Raw genomic sequence first — 16,391 nt, 5'->3', positions numbered from 1 at the left:
GCACCAGGTACAGAGTATTTTGCGGACCACTAGACACGGGCCCACAAGTATGGTTCACTAATGGCCACGAGACCATTCAACTCAGGTGTTCGGTGGAGCGGCCACCGGACCCGCGACGGGGCACCCGAGTTCCCGATGCGACCGAACCGCGCCGTTCTCGCGCCGCCCCACGGCGGCCCCCGGAGGAACCCATGAAGCGTGCCCTGCTGCTTAGCCTTGCCCTGACCGCCACCGCCCAAGCGGCCAGCACCATCACCATCGCCACCGTGAACAACCCGGACATGGTGACCATGCAGAAGCTCACCCCCGAGTTCAACAAGAAGTACCCAGACATCACGGTCAAGTGGGTGACGCTCCCCGAGAACGAACTGCGTCAGAAGATCACCCTGGACGTCGCCAGCGGCGCGGGCTCCTTCGACGTCGCCACCGTCGGCGCCTACGAAGTGCCGATCTGGGCGAAGAACGGCTGGCTCGATCCGCTGACCCCCCTGTTCGCCAAGAACGCCGACATCGCCAAGGCCTACAACGTCAACGACATCCTGCCCGGCGTGCGCGGCGCGCTCACCCAGAACGGCAACCTGTACGCAGTGCCCTTCTACGCCGAGAGCTCCATGACCTTCTACAACAAGGATCTCTTCAAGGCCGCCGGGCTGACCATGCCCACCCAGCCCACGTGGCAGCAGATTCAGGGCTTCGCCGCCAAGATCCACAACCCCTCCAAGGGCGTGTACGGCATCTGCCTGCGCGGCCTGCCCGGCTGGGGTGAGAACATGGCGGTCTTCTCCACCGTCGTCAACACCTTCGGCGGCCGCTGGTTCGATCCGAGCTGGAAGGCCCAGCTTGACTCCCCTGCGTGGAAGAACGCCATGACCTTCTACGTCGACACCATCAAGAAGTACGGCCCTCCCGGCGCCACGTCCAACGGCTTTACCGAGAACCTCACCCTGATGAGCCAGGGCAAGTGCGGCATGTGGGTCGACGCGACCGTCGCCGCCGGCTTCCTGAGCGATCCGGCCAGCAGCAAGATCACCAAGTCGGTGGGCTTCGCCAAGGCCCCGGTCGGCACCACGCCGCGCGGCAACAACTGGTACTGGAGCTGGAACCTCGCCATTCCCAAGAGCAGCAAGCAGGAAGACGCCGCCTTCAAGTTCATCACCTGGGCCACCAGCCAGGAATACATTGCCCTGGTCGCCAAGGAGAAGGGCACCTGGGCCTCGGTTCCCCCCGGCACCCGCACCAGCACCTACAACAACGCCAACTACAAGAAGGCCGCCGGCGCCTTCAGCGCACTGGTGCTGAGCAGCATCAACGCCGCCGACGTGAACCACGCCACCAAGGATCCCGTGCCCTACACCGGTATCCAGTACGTCGCGATTCCCGAGTTCCAGGCGCTCGGCACCCAGGTCGGTCAGTTCCTGGCCGGGGCCATCAGCGGGCAGACCACCGTCGACCAGGCCCTCACGCAGGCGCAGGCCGCCGCCGAGAAGACCGCCAAGGACGGCGGCTACCAGAAGTAAGTCCAGTGGCCTGACCGGGCGGGAGGAGGGGAGCGCTCGTGCCCCCTTCCCGCCCGGCTCCATTCCCGCCGCACCACTGCCCGCCGCCCCGCCCTGGCCGCCCCCAGTCCCGCCACCCCTCAGCAGGAGGTGAACCCATGACCGCCGTCGCCACCCCGACCACCGTGACCGGACTGTCCCCGGCCCCCAAACGCGGCCTGCGTCTGACCCCCGCCGCCCTGATCTGGCCCGCGATGATCTACCTGATCTGCACCACCCAGGTGCCGTTCTTCATGACCATCTACTACTCGTTCTTCCGCTACAACCTGGTAATCCCCGGCAGCCGGCCCTTCATCGGACTGGAGAACTACCGCAACCTGCTGACCGATCCGCAGAACCTGCACATCCTGTGGAACACCATCGTGCTGGCCGGCGGCACCCTGATCCTGACGCTGCTCATCGGCGGGGCCCTCGCCATGCTGCTCAACCGCGACTTCCCCGGACGGACGCTGCTGCGCACCCTGCTGATCAGCTCGTTCCTGGTCATGCCGATCGTGACTGCGGTCGTGTGGAAGAACATGCTGCTCAACCCGGTCTTCGGCTTCTTCTCGTGGATCGTGACGCTGGTCGGCGGCCACCCTGTCGACTGGCTCGCGCAGTACCCGATGGCCAGCGTGATCGCCATGATCACCTGGGAATGGACGCCCTTTGCCATGCTGATCCTGCTGACCGGCCTCCAGAGCCTCCCGGACGACCAGCTCGAAGCCGCCCGGCTGGACGGCGCGAGCCCCATCCAGGAATTCCAGCACATCGTCCTGCCGCACTGGATGCAGGCCATCCAGGTGGTCGTGCTGATGGAAACCATCGCTCTCTTGCAGGTATACGGCGAGATCTACGGCTCGACCTCCGGCGGGCCAGGCATCGCCACCACGAACCTGCCGTACTTCATCTACCAGAAGGCCTTCGCCGAGTACAACATCGGCCTGGCCAGCGCCGCCGGGGTGCTGACCGTGATCCTCACCAACGTGCTCGCCGTGTACCTGCTGCGCCTGATCAGCCGCACCCGCAGCAGCCAGGGGGGATGACATGACCGCCGTACCCAGCCCGACCCGCACCGGCACAGTCAGCGACCGCTACCGCGTCCGCAACGCCGTCCTGACCGTCGTCACGTACCTCATCGCCATCGCCTTCCTGTTTCCGCTGGTGTGGATGATCATGGCGGCCTTCAAGACTGAGGCGCAGGCCTTCCAGGTGCCGCCCGTGTTCGCCTTCACGCCCGTCCTGGAGAACTTCCAGAACGCCCTGCCCACCTACTTCCACGCGCTGCGCAACAGCCTGGTCGCGGCCATCGGCAGCACGCTGCTCGCCTTCATCCTGGGCCTCCCGGCTGCCTTCGCGCTGGCTGTCTACCCCACGGCGCGCGCGCAAGGCGTCCTGACCTGGATGCTCAGCACCAAGTTCATGCCGGCGGTCGGCGTGATCGTGCCGATCTTCCTGCTGTTCCGCAACCTGCACCTGATCGACACCCTGCCCGGCCTGATCCTGATGTACACCACCATGAACCTGCCGCTGGTCGTGTGGATGATGCACTCGTACATGACCGAGATTCCCTACGCCATCTACGAGGCCGCCAAAGTGGACGGGGCGAGCGTGGCGCAGGAATTCTTCGGGATCGCCCTGCCGCTCTCGATGCCCGGCGTGGCCGCCACGGCGCTGCTGTGCCTGATCTTCGCGTGGAACGAGGTGTTCTTCGCCCTGAACCTGACGAACTCGGAGGCCGCGCCGCTCTCGGTGTTCATCGGGCAGTTCAAGACCAGCGAGGGGCTGTTCTGGGCGAAGATGAGCGCCGCCGCGACCCTGACGGTCCTCCCGGTGCTGATCTTCGGCTGGCTCGCCCAGCGCCAGCTCGTCCGCGGCCTCAGCTTCGGCGCCGTGAAGTAGGGTGTGGGCGCCTGCCACCGGTCAGGTTCGGTCGGCGCCCCTCCCACCCAAGATATTTCGCTCCGCACGACCCACCTGACCCACCTCCGTCCTCTCATCCGTCCGTGCAGGCCACCCAGCCAGGCCAGCACGTGACACCCCTGGAGTGCCCAGCATGGTCAAGCTCAACTCGGCGGCCCTGGCCGGCCCCCTCCCCCACGTGGAGGTGCCGCACTACGACCCCCAGACCCTCCGCACCGGCATCGTCCACTTCGGTGTCGGCGGCTTCCACCGCTCGCATGAGGCCATGTATCTCGACCGCCTGCTCAACACCGGCGCCGGTCACGAGTGGGGCATCTGCGGCGTGGGCGTCCTGCCGCACGACGCCCGCATGCGGGATGTCCTGCACGAGCAGGATCACCTCTACACCCTGCTCACCAAATCCCCGGACGGCCACGCCGAGGCCCGCGTGATCGGCGCGATCCACACCTTCCTGTTCGCGCCGGACGATCCCGAGGCCGTGATCGAGACGCTCGCGCACCCGGACACGCGGATCGTGTCGCTCACCGTCACCGAGGGCGGCTACAGCCTGAACAACGTGACCGGCGAATTCGATCCCAGCGGGGACGTTCAGGCGGATCTGCAGCCCGGCGCCGTGCCAAAAAGCGTGTTCGGCCTCCTGACCGAGGGGCTGCGCCGCCGCCGCGACCGGGGGCTGGCACCCTTCACGGTGATGTCCTGCGACAACATCCAGGGCAACGGCCACGTCACCCAGCGCGTCCTGACGGCCTTCGCGCGCCTGAAGGACCCCGGTCTGGGCGAGTGGATCGCGGCGAAGGTCGCGTTCCCGAACTCGATGGTCGACCGCATCACGCCCGCCACCACGGATCAGGTGCGCGCTGAGGTCGGCGCCGAGTTCGGCGTCGAGGACGCCTGGCCGGTCGTGGCCGAGACCTTCACGCAGTGGGTGCTCGAAGACCAGTTCACGCTGGGGCGCCCGGCGCTGGAGACGGTGGGTGTGCAGGTCGTGGATGACGTCGAGCCCTACGAACTGATGAAGCTCCGGCTGCTGAACGCCTCGCACCAGGCCATGGCCTACCTGGGCCTGCTGGCCGGGTACACGTATGCCCATGAGGTCTGCCAGCATCCGGACTTCGTGGCGTACCTGCTGGACTACATGGCGCTGGAGGCCACGCCGACCCTGCGCCCCGTGCCGGGCATCGACCTCGGCGCCTACCAGCATGAGCTGATCGAACGGTTCGCCAGCCCGGCCATCCGCGACACGCTGGCCCGCCTGATCGTGGATGGCTCCGAGCGCATCCCGAAATTCCTGCTGCCTGTGGTGCGCGAGCAGCTTGCCACCGGCGGCGGGATCGACCGGTCGGCGCTGGTCGTCGCCTCCTGGAGTGCGTACATCGCCAGCCCGGATCGCCCGGATCTGGTCGATCCACGCGCGACCGCTCTGACCGATCTGGCCCGGCAGGATCAGCAGACGCCCGGCGTGTTCCTTGAGCAGCCGGAAGTCTTTGGCGACCTCGCCCAGGACGAGCGGTTCCGCGCGGCGTACATCTCGGCGGCGGCCAGCCTGAAGGCGAACGGCCCGGTCGGGGCGATGCAGGCGCTCCGCAAGGCCGCGACGCCGCCGACGCCCTCTGCCTGATCGGCCGACGAAAAGGATGACCATGACTCCAGCCCCCGAACCCCGGCCCATCCTCGACCTGTTCAAGCTGTACGGCCGCCACGCTGTCGTGACTGGCGGCGCCCAGGGCATCGGGTACGAGATCGCGAAGGGACTGGCCCAGGCCGGCGCGCGGGTCACCCTCGCGGACCTGAATGCCGAGGTGGGCGAACCGGCCGCGCAGGCGCTGGGCGGCACCTTCGAGGTGCTGGACGTGACGGATGCGGCCGCCGTCGCGGCCCTCGCCGCGAAACTCCCCGATGTCGAGATCCTCGTCAACAACGCTGGGATCGTCCGCAATCTTCCTGCCGAGGATACCGAGGACGACGACTGGACAGCCGTGATGAAGGTCAATCTGGACGGCGTGTTCTGGTGCTGCCGGGAATTTGGGCGCAGCATGCTCGCGCGGGGCCGCGGCAGCATCGTGTCCACCGCCAGCATGTCCGGCCTGATCAGCAACCACCCGCAACCCCAGGTGGCGTACAACGTCAGCAAGGCGGGCGTCATTCACCTCACTCGTTCCCTGGCCGGCGAGTGGGGAGCGCGCGGTGTGCGCGTGAACTGCGTCTCGCCCGGCTACACGGCCACGCCCATGACCCGGCGCGGCCTGGACACGCCCGAGTGGCGGGCCACGTGGCTGGGCGAAACGCCCATGGGCCGCCTGGCCGAACCTTTCGAAATCGCTCCCGCCGTGCTGTACCTCGCCAGCGACGCCTCCAGTTTCGTGACCGGACACTCGCTGGTCGTGGACGGCGGGTATGTCTGCTGGTGAGGCGCAACTGCCCGCCACGCCCTCTGATGGAGACTGCACCATGACCACGATCTCATCCAAGACGTCCGTCCTGACCGGCCACCGCACCCTCGGCTGGGAACAGCGCGAGGTCGCCACCCCCGGCCCTCACGAGGTACGCGTCCAGGTCGCCCGCATCGGCGTGTGCGGCAGCGACGTCCACTACTTCACGCATGGCCGCATCGGAAAATTCATTGTGGAGGGGCCGCTGGTGCTCGGTCATGAGGTGAGCGGCGTGGTGGACGCTGTCGGTGAGGGCGTGACCCGCGTGAAACCCGGCGACCGCGTGGCCCTGGAACCCGGCGTACCCTGCCGCCGCTGCACGTACTGCAAGACCGGCGCGTACAACCTCTGCCCGGACATGACCTTCATGGCCACGCCCCCGGTCGACGGCGCCCTTAGCGAGTACGTGGTGTGGCCCGACGATTTCGTGTTCCCCGTCCCCGACACGGTGTCCGACGACGCCGCCGCGCTCCTCGAGCCGCTCGCCGTGGGCATCTGGGCGGCCCGCAAGGGAGACGTCCGACCCGGCCACTCGGTCGCGGTGCTGGGGGCCGGCCCGATCGGCTGCACCACCGTCATGGCCGCGAAGGCCGCCGGCGCGACGACCATCATCGCCGTCGACCTGGAGGACTTCCGGCTCGATCTGGCGCGGCAGGTGGGTGCCACCCATACCTTCAATGCCCGCAGCGGCGACGCCCTGGCCTACATCCGCGAGCTGTGTGCTGAGCGCGACGGCCTGCCGCTCTCGCACGGCGGGGTGGACGTGGCCTTTGAGACCGCCGGGAGCCTGCCGACCACGCGCCTGACCCTGGCGGCGCCCAAACCCGGCGGCGTGGCCGTTCTGGTGGGGCTGCCCGCCGATCCGGAGGTCAGTCTGGACATCGTCAGTGCCGCCAGCCGAGAGGTCACGCTGCGCGGCGTGTTCCGCTACGCGAACTGCTATCCGGCCGCCGTGGAACTCGTCGCCAGCGGCGCGGTGAACCTGGACGCCCTCGTCACGCACCGCTACGCCTTCGACCAGACGCCGGCCGCCTTTGAGTTCGCCGACCGGGAAAAGAAGACCAGCATGAAGGTCATGATCGACGTCAGCTGAGGGCACCTGGCGTCATGGCTCAGCGCCAGGCTTGCCCTGACCGGTGGCCTGGCCCGCCCGGTGGTGCGGCCACCTAGCGGCTGGCGGTCAGGCCAGGGCGGCGCAGGCTCGCTTTGCGCCGCTTGTGCTGGTACATCCGGCGGTCGGCCTCGGCCACCGTCTCGAGCATGGACTGGCCCGACGAGTGGGCGATGCCGGTGCTCGCGCCGATGCTCGAGAAACTGGCGGCGCGGGTCGCCACCACCGCCTGATCGACCCGTTCCAGCACCTCGTCGTCATCCAGGCCGTCGCCGGGGCCGCGCAGCAGGACGGCGAACTCATCTCCGCCCAGCCGGTACACGCCGTCGGATGATCTGAACTGGGCCCGCAGGGCGCGGGCGAACACCTGGAGCAGGGTGTCACCCCGGTCATGGCCCTCGCCGTCGTTGACCGCCTTCATGCCGTCGAGGTCGACCAGCGCGACCTTGACGCCGTGTCCTTCCTCGTCCTCCACGCGCAGCGCCTCGTCCAGCGCGCGGCGGTTGGGCAGACCGGTCAGGGCGTCGAGCTGCGCGGCCGCCTGCGCGGCCTGCAGGCGCGCGTGCCGTTCCAGGGCTCCACGGACGATGCGGGCCGCCGCTTCCAGCAGGATCCGGTCACTGCCGCGCCAGGGCCTCACCTCGTGCATCCGTGCGCTGGCGAGCAGGTAGCGGGTGCCGTCGATCTCGCCGAGGGCCAGGGCGGCCACGGCCTTCACGCCCAGGTCGAGGAGGCCCGGCAGGGCGCGCGGATGGGCGCTGTAATCGTCCACGAAGGAGCTGAGCTGGGCCCGCGCCGCGAAACCCGCCACACCGCCCAGGATGGTGTTCGCATCGGTGATCGGGCCGCTTCCCTGCGGCGCGCGTTCCCAGCTGGCCAGCAGGTCGAGGCCATGGTCGTCCGTCCGGAACAGCCCGCACCAGTCCACGTCTGCCGCGGTGCCCAGCAGTTCGGCCGTGGCGCGGGTCGCCTCCACGGAATCGAGGCCACTGTCGAACAGCGCCGTGACCGCCGCGAGCGTCTCGGCATCGGCGGCGACCCGCCTCAGCTCACGTACCTGGGCCGCGCTGGACTGCGTATCGAGGGTCAGCTGGCGCTCCCGGCGCCGCGCTTCCAGCGTTTCCATCACCAGCGCGGCAAAACCATGCATCAGCCGCATCTCGCGGTCGCCAAAGGCCCGGACGACTCGGTCCGTGACGCACAGGGTGCCGATGTGGTAGCCGTCTGGAGTGGTGAGCGGCACCCCCGCGTACAGGACGATGTCTGGCGCGCCAGTCACCATCGGATTGTCGGCGAACCGCTCATCCTGGCGGGCGTCGGGTACGATCAGCCCGCTCCGCTGCCCGATCGCGGCCAGTCCGATGGTGTGCGCACAGAAGGAGTCCTCGCGGGCGGCCTCGGAACTCTCCAGGCCCATGCAGGATTTTCCCCACTGCCGGAACTCGTCCACAAAATTGATCAGGGCGATCGGCACCTCGAGGGCGTCGGCCACCAGGGCGGTCAGTTGATCGAAGCGGGTCTCCGGCGCGGTATCCAGAATTTCATAACGGGTGAGGGCCAGCAGCCGCTGAAACTCATACTCCGATGCCGATTGATACCCCATGCGGACTACCGTAGCAGGCGGGAACCACACCGTCCTTACAGATGAGGTGAGGGCCATGAACGTCCCACCGGACCGCAGTTCCCGTCACCAGTGCCCGTGCACCTGCGCGCGGATCAGGTCGTCGTACACGGCCTGCACGCCCTGCATCTGGTCGCCGGTCAGTGGGGGAAGCTCCGCGGCGGCCGCGTTCGATTCGACCTGCTGGGGAGTGCGCGCGCCGGGAATCGCGCAGGTGACCTCGGGGAACATCAGGATCCAGCGCAGTGCGAACTGGGCGAGGCTCACGCCGTCCGGCACCAGGGGCCGCAGGCGGTCGACCGCCTCCAGCCCCGTGGTGTAGTCGACGCCGCTGAAGGTCTCGCCCTTGTCGAAGGCTTCCCCGTGACGGTTGAACGCGCGGTGGTCGTCCGCTTCGAAGGGCGTGTCGGCGCGCAGTTTGCCGGTCAGCAGGCCGCTCGCGAGCGGTACGCGCGCCAGGATGCCGACATCCGCCGCCCGAGCCGCCGCGAAAAAGGCGTCGGCGGGCTTCAGCCGGAAGGCGTTGAAGATGATCTGCACGCTGGCCACGCCGGGGTGTTTGATCGCTTCCAGCGCCTCGTCCACGAGTTCCACGCTCACGCCATAGTGCCGGATCAGGCCCTCCTGTACGAACCCGTCCAGGATCCCGAAGACCTCCGGCTGGCGGTACAGCACGGTGGGCGGGCAGTGCAGCTGAACCAGATCGAGCGCGTCCATCTCCAGATTGCTCAGGCTGCGCTCGATGAACCCGCGCAGATTCTTCTCGGTGTACCCGGCGGCCTCGTGCGGATCGAGCCGCCGACCGGCTTTGGTGGCCACCGTGAAGGGCTCTTCCGGGCGCTCGCGGCGCAGGCGGGCGATCAGCCGCTCGCTGTGCCCGTCGCCGTACACGTCGGCCGTGTCGAAGAACGTGATGCCCAGATCCAGCGCGCGGTGGAGCGCGGCCATGCTCTGGACGTCGTCCACCTGCCCCCACGTGCCGCCGATGGCCCACGCCCCGAACGAGATGGTGGACACGTCGTAACCAGTCTTGCCGAGCCTTCGGTACTGCATCTGCGCCTCCTGTGACGACCTGGATCCTAGCGGACGGCGCGGGGTTGACCCGTTTACCGGGCCTGAAGCCGTCGCCGTCCGGGGGGCGGGGAAGCCCGCGTCTAGAAGAAATGCGACATGCCTGCTGGTCGAGGTGACCGATGCCGTCCAGGGCCGGAATCTGGCACAGTTGGAGCATGCTGTACCGGGAGCTTCCCCCTGATCCGCGTCTGAGCACGCTGGCCCGCGCGTTCTGGCGCGTGCAGGAGGAACACACCCCGGACACCCAGGAGCACCGCCTGCTGCCCGAGGGCACCGTGAACCTGACCTTCCAGACGGGCGCGTCGTGGCACGGCACACTGGACAGGGCGGCCCTCACCCGCCTGCCCGAGGCGACCCTCTCGGGCCTGAGCCTCGCGCCGCAGCGCATGGTCTCGCCCGGCCTGCAACGTGCGATGGGCGTCGACCTGTACCCCTGGGCCGCCCGGCAGCTGTTCGGCTGGTCGCTGGGCTCACCGGACCTCGACCTGCTGGCCCGTTATCCGTGGCCCACCCGCGACATCGGGGCCCTGCTGCGCGAAAACGACTGGGACGGCGCGCAGGCGCTGCTCGAGCACTGGCTGCTGCTGCTGTGGATCGAGCGGGCCCGTGAGCCCGGCAAGGGCATTCAGGCGGCCGGGCAACTGTACGCGTCGCACGGCGTGATCCGGGTGGCCACCCTGGCCGAGACCCTGAACGTCAGTTCCCGGCAGCTCGAACGGCTGTTCGCGCAGGAGGTCGGCGTGAACGCCAAGACCCTGGCCCGCCTGATCCGCTTTCAGGAAGTGTCCCACCGACTGCAACGCGATCCTCAGCAGCCCCTGGCGCTCCTCGCCTACGACCTGAACTTCGCCGATCAGGCCCACCTGACGCGGGAATTCCGCGCGCTGGCGCAGCTCACCCCGGGCGCCTTCGCGGACTTCGCCCTGCTCCGGGCGGGCCACCCGGTCCGGCGGGAGGTTCAGTCCCTGTAAGCCGGCAGCTGGCCACCGGCAGCGTGTTCAGCTGCTCTCGGTGCCGGGCGCCATCGGTGCTTCTGGCGACAAGTCCAGCGCCAGCCGCAGGGCCAGCTGCCGGCGCGGATCGTCGAGGTTGCCCAGCAGCGCCCGGAGCTGCTCCAGGCGGTAGTACACCGTCTGTCGTCGGACGCCCAGCGTGCGGGCCACCTGCGCGATGTTGAACTGCCCGGCGATCAGGGCGTCGAGCGTGCCCAGCAGCGTGCTCTGGGGGCGGGCGGGCAAGGCCAGCAGCGGCCCCAGCTGCGCGTCCCGGAACACCTCGGCGCGGCCCGTCTCCCGCAGGGCCAGGGCCACGCTGTCCAGGCCGCTGGTCACGTCGGGGACGCCGCGCGCCAGGATCCGGGCGTGGGCCGCGCGGGTCAGGTCGGCGAAGCGCACCTCATGCCGGAAGGCCAGGAGCGGGAAGTCCAGGTGCCGGGCCTCGGCCAGCAGGGCGGGCGGCACCTCGCGCAGCGGCCCCACCAGTTCCAGGGCCAGCCCGTGCGCGCCCCCGTCCGCCAGCGACCGCAGGTAGGCTGCCCCGGCCTCGGGGCTGGTGCGGGAGAGTTCCAGTCCGGTGCTGAGCAGCAGTTCTCCGCCCGAGAGAAACCGCGCCGCGTCCAGCAGCTCGGACACGTGCACCCAGGTGACCGTGCGGCGCAGCCCGCCCTCCCCGCCCAGCACCTGAGCCCCGGCGAAGGCAGGCAGGGCCAGCAGGTCGTGCACGGTGGGCAGCGGCAGGCCCGTCATCCGCCCATGCTACCGGCCGGCTGCGGCCCGGCGCTCACAGCGGCAGCCAGCTCCGGTGAAGGTCAAGACCTTCACCGGAGCTGGGGCGAGCGGACTCGAGGAGCTTCCCGGGAGAGCGGGTGAGCGCGATAGACCGCGCCTGGAATGGAGTTGGCGGACGTGCATTTGACCCGTCAGCGGAACGGAACGCCGCTGTCAGACGAGGCGGCGGCGCAGTTCGCTGGACAGGAAGTCGATCAGGTTCACGATCACGATGATGGCGATCACCCCGATGATCATCTGGTCGTAGTGGCCCGACGCCATGGCCCCCTGGATGAAAAAGCCGATCCCGCCGGCCCCGACGAAGCCCAGCACGATGGACACCCGGAAGTTGATCTCGAAGCGGTACAGCGTGTAGCTCGTGAACAGCGGCAGCACCTGCGGCAGGATGCCCCAGCGCAGCACGTTCGTGCCGGTGGCGCCCACCGATTCCAGCGCCTCGATGGGGCCGCGCTCCGCGTTCTCGATCGCCTCGGAGTACAGCTTGCCCAGATCCGCCACCGAGTGGATCGCCATGGCCAAGACGCCGGCAAAGGGCCCCAGGCCCACGGCCGCGACGAACACCAGCGCCAGGATCAGCGTGTCGATGCCCCGATCCACGTTGAAAAAGGTGCGCACGACAACGTACGACGCGCGCATCAGCACGTGCCGGGCGGTCAGGTTGCGGGCCGCCAGGAACGACAGGGGCAGGGCGAACAGGGTCGCGATGAAGGTGCCGACCAGCGCGATCTCGACCGTGAGCGCCATCTGACTCATGACTTCCTGCAGGGGGTAGATGTTCGCGCTGGGGTTCTGCGGGTTCACCTGCGCCAGATTCGGCGGCCAGGAGCGGCTCAGGAAATCCCGCAGGAACGGAGCGCCGCGCACCAGTTGCGAGAGGTTGAAGTTCGTGGCCGCGAACGACGGCACGAGCAGCGTGACCAGCACGGCGATCACGCTGCCGGTCAGCCAGTCGCTGGCCTGTTGCAGCTGCGGTCGCCGGAGGTGCAGCAGGCCCGAGACGAGCAGGAGCGCCGCCGTGAGGAACAACACGGGCTCCCCGTAGGCGGGCCGGGCGGGTTGCAGCAGCCGGTAGCCCTGATCGGCAATGGCCTGCGGCAGGCCCTGTGCGCCGAGTTCCGACACGGCCTTGATGGGCGGCAGGGGCGGCAGATCGATGCTCTTGCGGATGGCATTGAGGTTCGCCAGATCGGCGTTGTAGCCGCTGATCAGCCGGGTCGTCTCGTCGGCCGGCACCGGGCGCATGACGCGGTAGTAGCCGGGCGTGCTGGGGAATTTGGTGCGGCCATCCGGGGAGAGCAGATACCCCGTGAGCGCCACGCCCAGCGCGAACCCGACCAGCAGCCCCGTGCGCCGCTGTGGGCCGGTCCAGGTGAACACCTGCACCAGCGCCAGCAGCAGCAGGCCCGCCACGACCTCCATGACGCCCGGCAGCGGCTGGACGTGGGCCAGCTGTGACGGCTGGCGGGTCCACACGATCAGCGACAGCAGCAGCACCGCGCCCGCGATCACGCTGCCCAGCGCCGCGACCCGCCCGCCGCGCCGGGCTGTCCAGACGCTGGCGACCAGGGCCAGCAGGCTCAGCAGCAGCCACGGCGCCACCGGCAGCAGCCCCAGCACGGTGGGGGAGACGGTGTCGGTGGCGCGCAGGCCCACACCGGGCGTGAGCGGCAGCGTCCCCGCCACCAGCAGCGACGTGAGGGCGCCCGCCAGCCCCAGGCGGCGCATGCTGCCGCCCGCCAGGCCGCTCAATACGGCGATCACGGCGCCCAGAATGCCGGCGATCACGAACAGGGTCACAGCGTCCCCAGGTCGCCCTGGTAGATCAGGGTTTCCAGTTCCGGCGTGAGGTTCTCGATCGGCCCCTGCGCGACCAGCTGCCCCCGGTTGAAGGCCAGGAAGTGCTTGCAGTACCGCCGGGCGTGCTCCAGCACGTGAATGTTGATCATCACGCTGACTCCCTGCTGTTCGTTGTACCCGCGCAGCAGGCCCAGAATGACATCCGAGAGCCGCGGATCGAGGCTTGCCATGGGCTCATCCGCCAGCAGCAGCTGGGGGTTCTGCGCGATGGCGCGGGCAATGGCCACACGCTGCTGCTGGCCGCCCGACAGGGAACTGACCCGCGTGTCCTCGCGGCCGGTCAGGCCGACCACCCGGATGGCGTCACGGGCCCGCGCGTAATCCTCCTCGCGGTACAGGCCGAGCAGCCCGCTGAGCGTGGAGTGGTAGCCCAGGCGGCCGTGCAGCACGTTCTCCAGCACCGTCAGGCGGGTCACCAGGTTGAACTGCTGGAAGATGAACCCGACTGTGCGCCGGTAGGCCTGCAGCTGCCGGCCCTGCAGCGGCGCGACGTCCTGGCCATTGACCAGGATCGAGCCGCTGGTCGGTTCCACCAGGCGATTCAGGCAGCGCAGGAAGGTGGACTTGCCCGCGCCGGACAGCCCCACGACCGCCACGAAATCCCCGTCGGGAATACTCACGCTGACGTCGTCAAGGGCGCGGGTGCCATCTGCAAAGGTCTTGGTGAGCGAACGGACTTCAATCATGCGCGGAGGTACTCCTGAGGCGGCGCCCGGGTGGGGCGGTGGTGCGTCGCCGGATGCCGGCAGAACGGTCTGCGATCCGCCCCGGTCGAGGATCGCGACCCAGAACGAACGGCGCCGCCACGCATGCGGCGGCACCGGACAGGGACAGGATTACTTGTCGAGCCCCATGGCCTTGCGGGTCTCGCGGACCACGTCGTAATCGCTGTCCTTGGCGTTCACCATGTAGTTGATGGTGTACAGGTTCATCAGCAGCTTGCTCTGCGGATCCTTGATCTGCCGCATGGCCGCCGCGATGCCGGCCGTGAGCGCCGGGTACTTCTTCTGGAACTGCGGCGCGACGGCGAAGGTGTCGCCGGGAATGGGCTTGGTGTAGTAGATGGCCGTGAGTTGCGCGGCCTGCTCGGGCTTCAGGAACTGCGTCCAGGAGCCGCTGACGTTCTTGTCATCGTTCGCGAAGGTCGCGGTCGCGTCCACGGACTTGTTCAGCACGGCCAGGACGGCCGCGTCGTGCTTGCCGGCGTAGACCTGCTTGCTGAAGAACTTGTCCGGGTTGATGCCCTGCGCCATCAGGCCCGCGCGCGGGAAGGTGTAGCCCGACGCGCTGTTCGGGTCGATCCACGCGATGCTCTTGCCTTCCAGCCCGGCCACGTTCTTGATACCGCTGTCCTTGCGCACCACGATCGCCGCCCAGTACACGGGCGAGCCGTTGCGTACTGACTTGAGCAGCACCTGCGCGCCGGCGTCCCGGTGGGCGAGCACGTAGCCGTCCGGGGGGTAGAACGCGAAGTCCAGCTTGCCCGCCCGCATGGCCTCGATCAGCCCGCGGTAATCGGTGGGCACGAAGGGCTCGACGGCGATGGTGCCGCCGAACTTCTCCTCCAGGTAGCTGGCGATGGCCTTGGCGGCCGCGTTGATCTGGTCCGAATTCTGGGTGGGGTTGAAGCCGACCCGCACGGTGATGGGCGCGGCGTACGCGGCGGAAAGCAGACCAAGGCCGAGGGCCGTCAGGAGAGCGCGTCTTTTCATATGAGCGTGACTATAGTACGCGCGTGTCAGGGGTGAAAGGCCCGCCGCAACGTCCACGCCGGGTCAGTTGCCCGCCGAACCGAAGCCCCCGCTGAGCCGCTCCACAGCGGTTCCTATCCACCGGGTGGTTCGGCCTGATGGGCTTTCATGTCCTGCACAGCCCGCCCACCTATGGTGGGCCAACATGACCTCGCCGTCCCACCTGCCGGCCGTCCAGCGCGCGCTGCGGTACCACGCCCGACATGCCCGCAATCCGTCCTCGCTGGTCGCCATCGACCGCCGGACGCACCTGTTTGAACACCCGGCCTTCGCGGGCGGCGTGCCGTATCTCGCGGTCGGCCCGGTCTGGATGGCCGGGGAACCCCTGGCGCCTCCGGACGCCGTGCCCGGCCTGCTCACGGCGTTTCTGGATGCGGCCCGCCGCGCCCGGCGCACCGCGATCCTGTCGCCCGTCGGCCCGGACGTGGGGGAGGCCGCGCGTCAGCTGGGCCTGCCGTGCCTGCACCTGGGTGCCACCGCGTATGTGGACGCCCACCGCTGGGCTCCGCGCGGAAACCGCTTCGCCCGCCTGCGCAACGACCTGAACCACGCGGCCCGCCAGGGCCTCCACGTACGCGAGGTCGTGGAGGCCGGCCCCGGCCTGCAGCGGGCGCTGGAACGGCTGGCCCGGCGCTGGCTGGCGGGCCGCCGGGCGGGCGCGGGGCTGGAGTGGATTTTCCGGCTCGATCCCTCCCAGCACGCGCTCCTCAAGCGAACCTTCATCGCCAGCGGCCCGGACGGCACCCTGCTGGCCTTCCTGTCAGCCTCGCCACTCCCCGGCCGGGCCGGCTGGTACCTGGAGGACGTCGTGCGGGACGAGCGCAGTCCGCGCGGCACGGCAGCCAGCGTTGTGGCGCACGCCATCCGCACCCTGGGGGCCGAGGGCGTGCGCAGCGTCACGCTGGGCGGAGTCCCCTTGACGGGCACGTCCGGCGACCTGCACCTGCGCTTCCTGAAACCCCTGGTGAGCCGCTGGTACCACGTCGATGGGCTCCAGCACTTCAAGGCGCAGTTCGGCGCGGATCACGTCGAGGACGAATGGATGATCCTGCCGTCCCGGTCGGCGCTGCCGCTGGCCGCGTGGGCGGTTCTGCGGCTCGCCCTGCCTGACGGCGTGCGGCCCCTGATGGAACAGCTCTGGGGCGATCGGCCTGCCCGGAGCCGCCGCCCCGGCACCCCGGCCGCCGCCCGGCTCCAGCCGGCCACGCGACCATGACGCCGCCGGGCCGCGCCGCTATCCTGGCCCGGTAACCCCGACCCTGCCAGGAGGAGTGCCTTGACCACGCTGTCCCGTCCGCTCCCG

14 protein-coding genes are annotated in these 16,391 nt (G+C 69.2%); 8 read left to right on the top strand and 6 right to left on the bottom strand.

Annotated elements, in window-relative coordinates:
* Nucleotides 1–191: 191 nt before the first annotated feature.
* From E7T09_RS07645 to E7T09_RS07620, 6 genes are all read left to right on the top strand, one after another.
* Entirely contained in the window at nt 192–1,517 is a 1,326-nt protein-coding gene (locus E7T09_RS07645; protein ID WP_136388599.1) for a sugar ABC transporter substrate-binding protein, read from the top strand.
* 137 nt (nt 1,518–1,654) lie between these two features.
* On the top strand, nt 1,655–2,581 hold the full coding sequence (locus E7T09_RS07640; protein WP_136388598.1) for a carbohydrate ABC transporter permease: 927 nt from the start codon (nt 1,655–1,657) through the stop codon (nt 2,579–2,581).
* Between the two features lies 1 nt (nt 2,582).
* Nucleotides 2,583–3,437, top strand: a complete 855-nt coding sequence (locus tag E7T09_RS07635) for a carbohydrate ABC transporter permease (protein ID WP_136388597.1) — start codon at nt 2,583–2,585, stop codon at nt 3,435–3,437.
* A 154-nt stretch (nt 3,438–3,591) separates the two neighbouring features.
* Nucleotides 3,592–5,076 carry a mannitol dehydrogenase family protein gene (locus tag E7T09_RS07630; protein ID WP_136388596.1) on the top strand — a complete coding sequence of 495 codons (1,485 nt, stop codon included), beginning with the start codon at nt 3,592–3,594 and terminating at the stop codon, nt 5,074–5,076.
* 22 nt (nt 5,077–5,098) lie between these two features.
* Nucleotides 5,099–5,866: a glucose 1-dehydrogenase gene (locus tag E7T09_RS07625; protein WP_136388595.1), complete on the top strand. Its 768-nt coding sequence runs from the start codon at nt 5,099–5,101 to the stop codon at nt 5,864–5,866.
* 40 nt (nt 5,867–5,906) lie between these two features.
* Complete coding sequence (locus E7T09_RS07620) at nt 5,907–6,980, top strand: NAD(P)-dependent alcohol dehydrogenase (RefSeq protein WP_136388594.1); 1,074 nt, start codon at nt 5,907–5,909, stop codon at nt 6,978–6,980.
* A 73-nt stretch (nt 6,981–7,053) separates the two neighbouring features.
* On the opposite strand, the gene E7T09_RS07615 is transcribed toward E7T09_RS07620, so the two are convergent.
* Complete coding sequence (locus tag E7T09_RS07615) at nt 7,054–8,601, bottom strand: diguanylate cyclase domain-containing protein (RefSeq protein ID WP_168734752.1); 1,548 nt, start codon at nt 8,599–8,601, stop codon at nt 7,054–7,056.
* Between the two features lie 84 nt (nt 8,602–8,685).
* The gene (locus tag E7T09_RS07610; protein ID WP_136388592.1) at nt 8,686–9,672 is read right to left on the bottom strand and encodes an aldo/keto reductase; all 987 of its coding nucleotides are present in this window, start codon (nt 9,670–9,672) and stop codon (nt 8,686–8,688) included.
* A 176-nt stretch (nt 9,673–9,848) separates the two neighbouring features.
* Between E7T09_RS07610 and E7T09_RS07605 the strand changes: the two genes are divergently transcribed.
* On the top strand, nt 9,849–10,664 hold the full coding sequence (locus E7T09_RS07605) for a helix-turn-helix domain-containing protein (protein ID WP_240741677.1): 816 nt from the start codon (nt 9,849–9,851) through the stop codon (nt 10,662–10,664).
* 27 nt (nt 10,665–10,691) lie between these two features.
* Here the strand turns inward: E7T09_RS07605 and E7T09_RS07600 are convergent, their stop codons facing one another.
* From E7T09_RS07600 to E7T09_RS07585, 4 genes are all read right to left on the bottom strand, one after another.
* A complete protein-coding gene (locus E7T09_RS07600; RefSeq protein WP_205746957.1) occupies nt 10,692–11,438 on the bottom strand; it encodes a PucR family transcriptional regulator in 747 nt (248 codons plus the stop codon).
* A 195-nt stretch (nt 11,439–11,633) separates the two neighbouring features.
* Nucleotides 11,634–13,277 carry a phosphonate ABC transporter, permease protein PhnE gene (phnE, locus tag E7T09_RS07595; protein ID WP_205746956.1) on the bottom strand — a complete coding sequence of 548 codons (1,644 nt, stop codon included), beginning with the start codon at nt 13,275–13,277 and terminating at the stop codon, nt 11,634–11,636.
* Nucleotides 13,274–14,023 carry a phosphonate ABC transporter ATP-binding protein gene (gene phnC, locus E7T09_RS07590; RefSeq protein ID WP_136388590.1) on the bottom strand — a complete coding sequence of 250 codons (750 nt, stop codon included), beginning with the start codon at nt 14,021–14,023 and terminating at the stop codon, nt 13,274–13,276. Before phnC ends, phnE begins: the two co-directional genes overlap by 4 nt.
* Before the next feature lie 150 nt (nt 14,024–14,173).
* The gene (locus tag E7T09_RS07585) at nt 14,174–15,049 is read right to left on the bottom strand and encodes a phosphate/phosphite/phosphonate ABC transporter substrate-binding protein (protein WP_136388589.1); all 876 of its coding nucleotides are present in this window, start codon (nt 15,047–15,049) and stop codon (nt 14,174–14,176) included.
* Nucleotides 15,050–15,233: 184 nt separating this feature from the next.
* On the opposite strand from E7T09_RS07585, the gene E7T09_RS07580 reads away from it, so the two are divergent.
* Nucleotides 15,234–16,304 (top strand): phosphatidylglycerol lysyltransferase domain-containing protein, encoded by a 1,071-nt coding sequence (locus E7T09_RS07580; protein WP_136388588.1) that lies wholly within the window; start codon nt 15,234–15,236, stop codon nt 16,302–16,304.
* The last annotated feature ends 87 nt before the right edge of the window (nt 16,305–16,391 follow it).

The sequence above is a fragment of the Deinococcus sp. KSM4-11 genome, from assembly GCF_004801415.1.
Taxonomy (GTDB): Bacteria; Deinococcota; Deinococci; order Deinococcales; family Deinococcaceae; genus Deinococcus.
This window is presented reverse-complemented; position numbering and strand designations above follow the sequence as displayed.

What these genes read in the sequence shown, in the direction of transcription:
- E7T09_RS07645 (WP_136388599.1), top strand. Translation starts at nt 192, where the DNA reads ATGAAGCGTGCCCTGCTGCTTAGCCTTGCCCTGACCGCCACCGCCCAA.
- E7T09_RS07640 (WP_136388598.1), top strand. Translation starts at nt 1,655, where the DNA reads ATGACCGCCGTCGCCACCCCGACCACCGTGACCGGACTGTCCCCGGCC.
- E7T09_RS07635 (WP_136388597.1), top strand. Translation starts at nt 2,583, where the DNA reads ATGACCGCCGTACCCAGCCCGACCCGCACCGGCACAGTCAGCGACCGC.
- E7T09_RS07630 (WP_136388596.1), top strand. Translation starts at nt 3,592, where the DNA reads ATGGTCAAGCTCAACTCGGCGGCCCTGGCCGGCCCCCTCCCCCACGTG.
- E7T09_RS07625 (WP_136388595.1), top strand. Translation starts at nt 5,099, where the DNA reads ATGACTCCAGCCCCCGAACCCCGGCCCATCCTCGACCTGTTCAAGCTG.
- E7T09_RS07620 (WP_136388594.1), top strand. Translation starts at nt 5,907, where the DNA reads ATGACCACGATCTCATCCAAGACGTCCGTCCTGACCGGCCACCGCACC.
- E7T09_RS07615 (WP_168734752.1), bottom strand. Translation starts at nt 8,601, where the DNA reads ATGGGGTATCAATCGGCATCGGAGTATGAGTTTCAGCGGCTGCTGGCC.
- E7T09_RS07610 (WP_136388592.1), bottom strand. Translation starts at nt 9,672, where the DNA reads ATGCAGTACCGAAGGCTCGGCAAGACTGGTTACGACGTGTCCACCATC.
- E7T09_RS07605 (WP_240741677.1), top strand. Translation starts at nt 9,849, where the DNA reads ATGCTGTACCGGGAGCTTCCCCCTGATCCGCGTCTGAGCACGCTGGCC.
- E7T09_RS07600 (WP_205746957.1), bottom strand. Translation starts at nt 11,438, where the DNA reads ATGACGGGCCTGCCGCTGCCCACCGTGCACGACCTGCTGGCCCTGCCT.
- phnC (WP_136388590.1), bottom strand. Translation starts at nt 14,023, where the DNA reads ATGATTGAAGTCCGTTCGCTCACCAAGACCTTTGCAGATGGCACCCGC.
- E7T09_RS07585 (WP_136388589.1), bottom strand. Translation starts at nt 15,049, where the DNA reads ATGAAAAGACGCGCTCTCCTGACGGCCCTCGGCCTTGGTCTGCTTTCC.
- E7T09_RS07580 (WP_136388588.1), top strand. Translation starts at nt 15,234, where the DNA reads ATGACCTCGCCGTCCCACCTGCCGGCCGTCCAGCGCGCGCTGCGGTAC.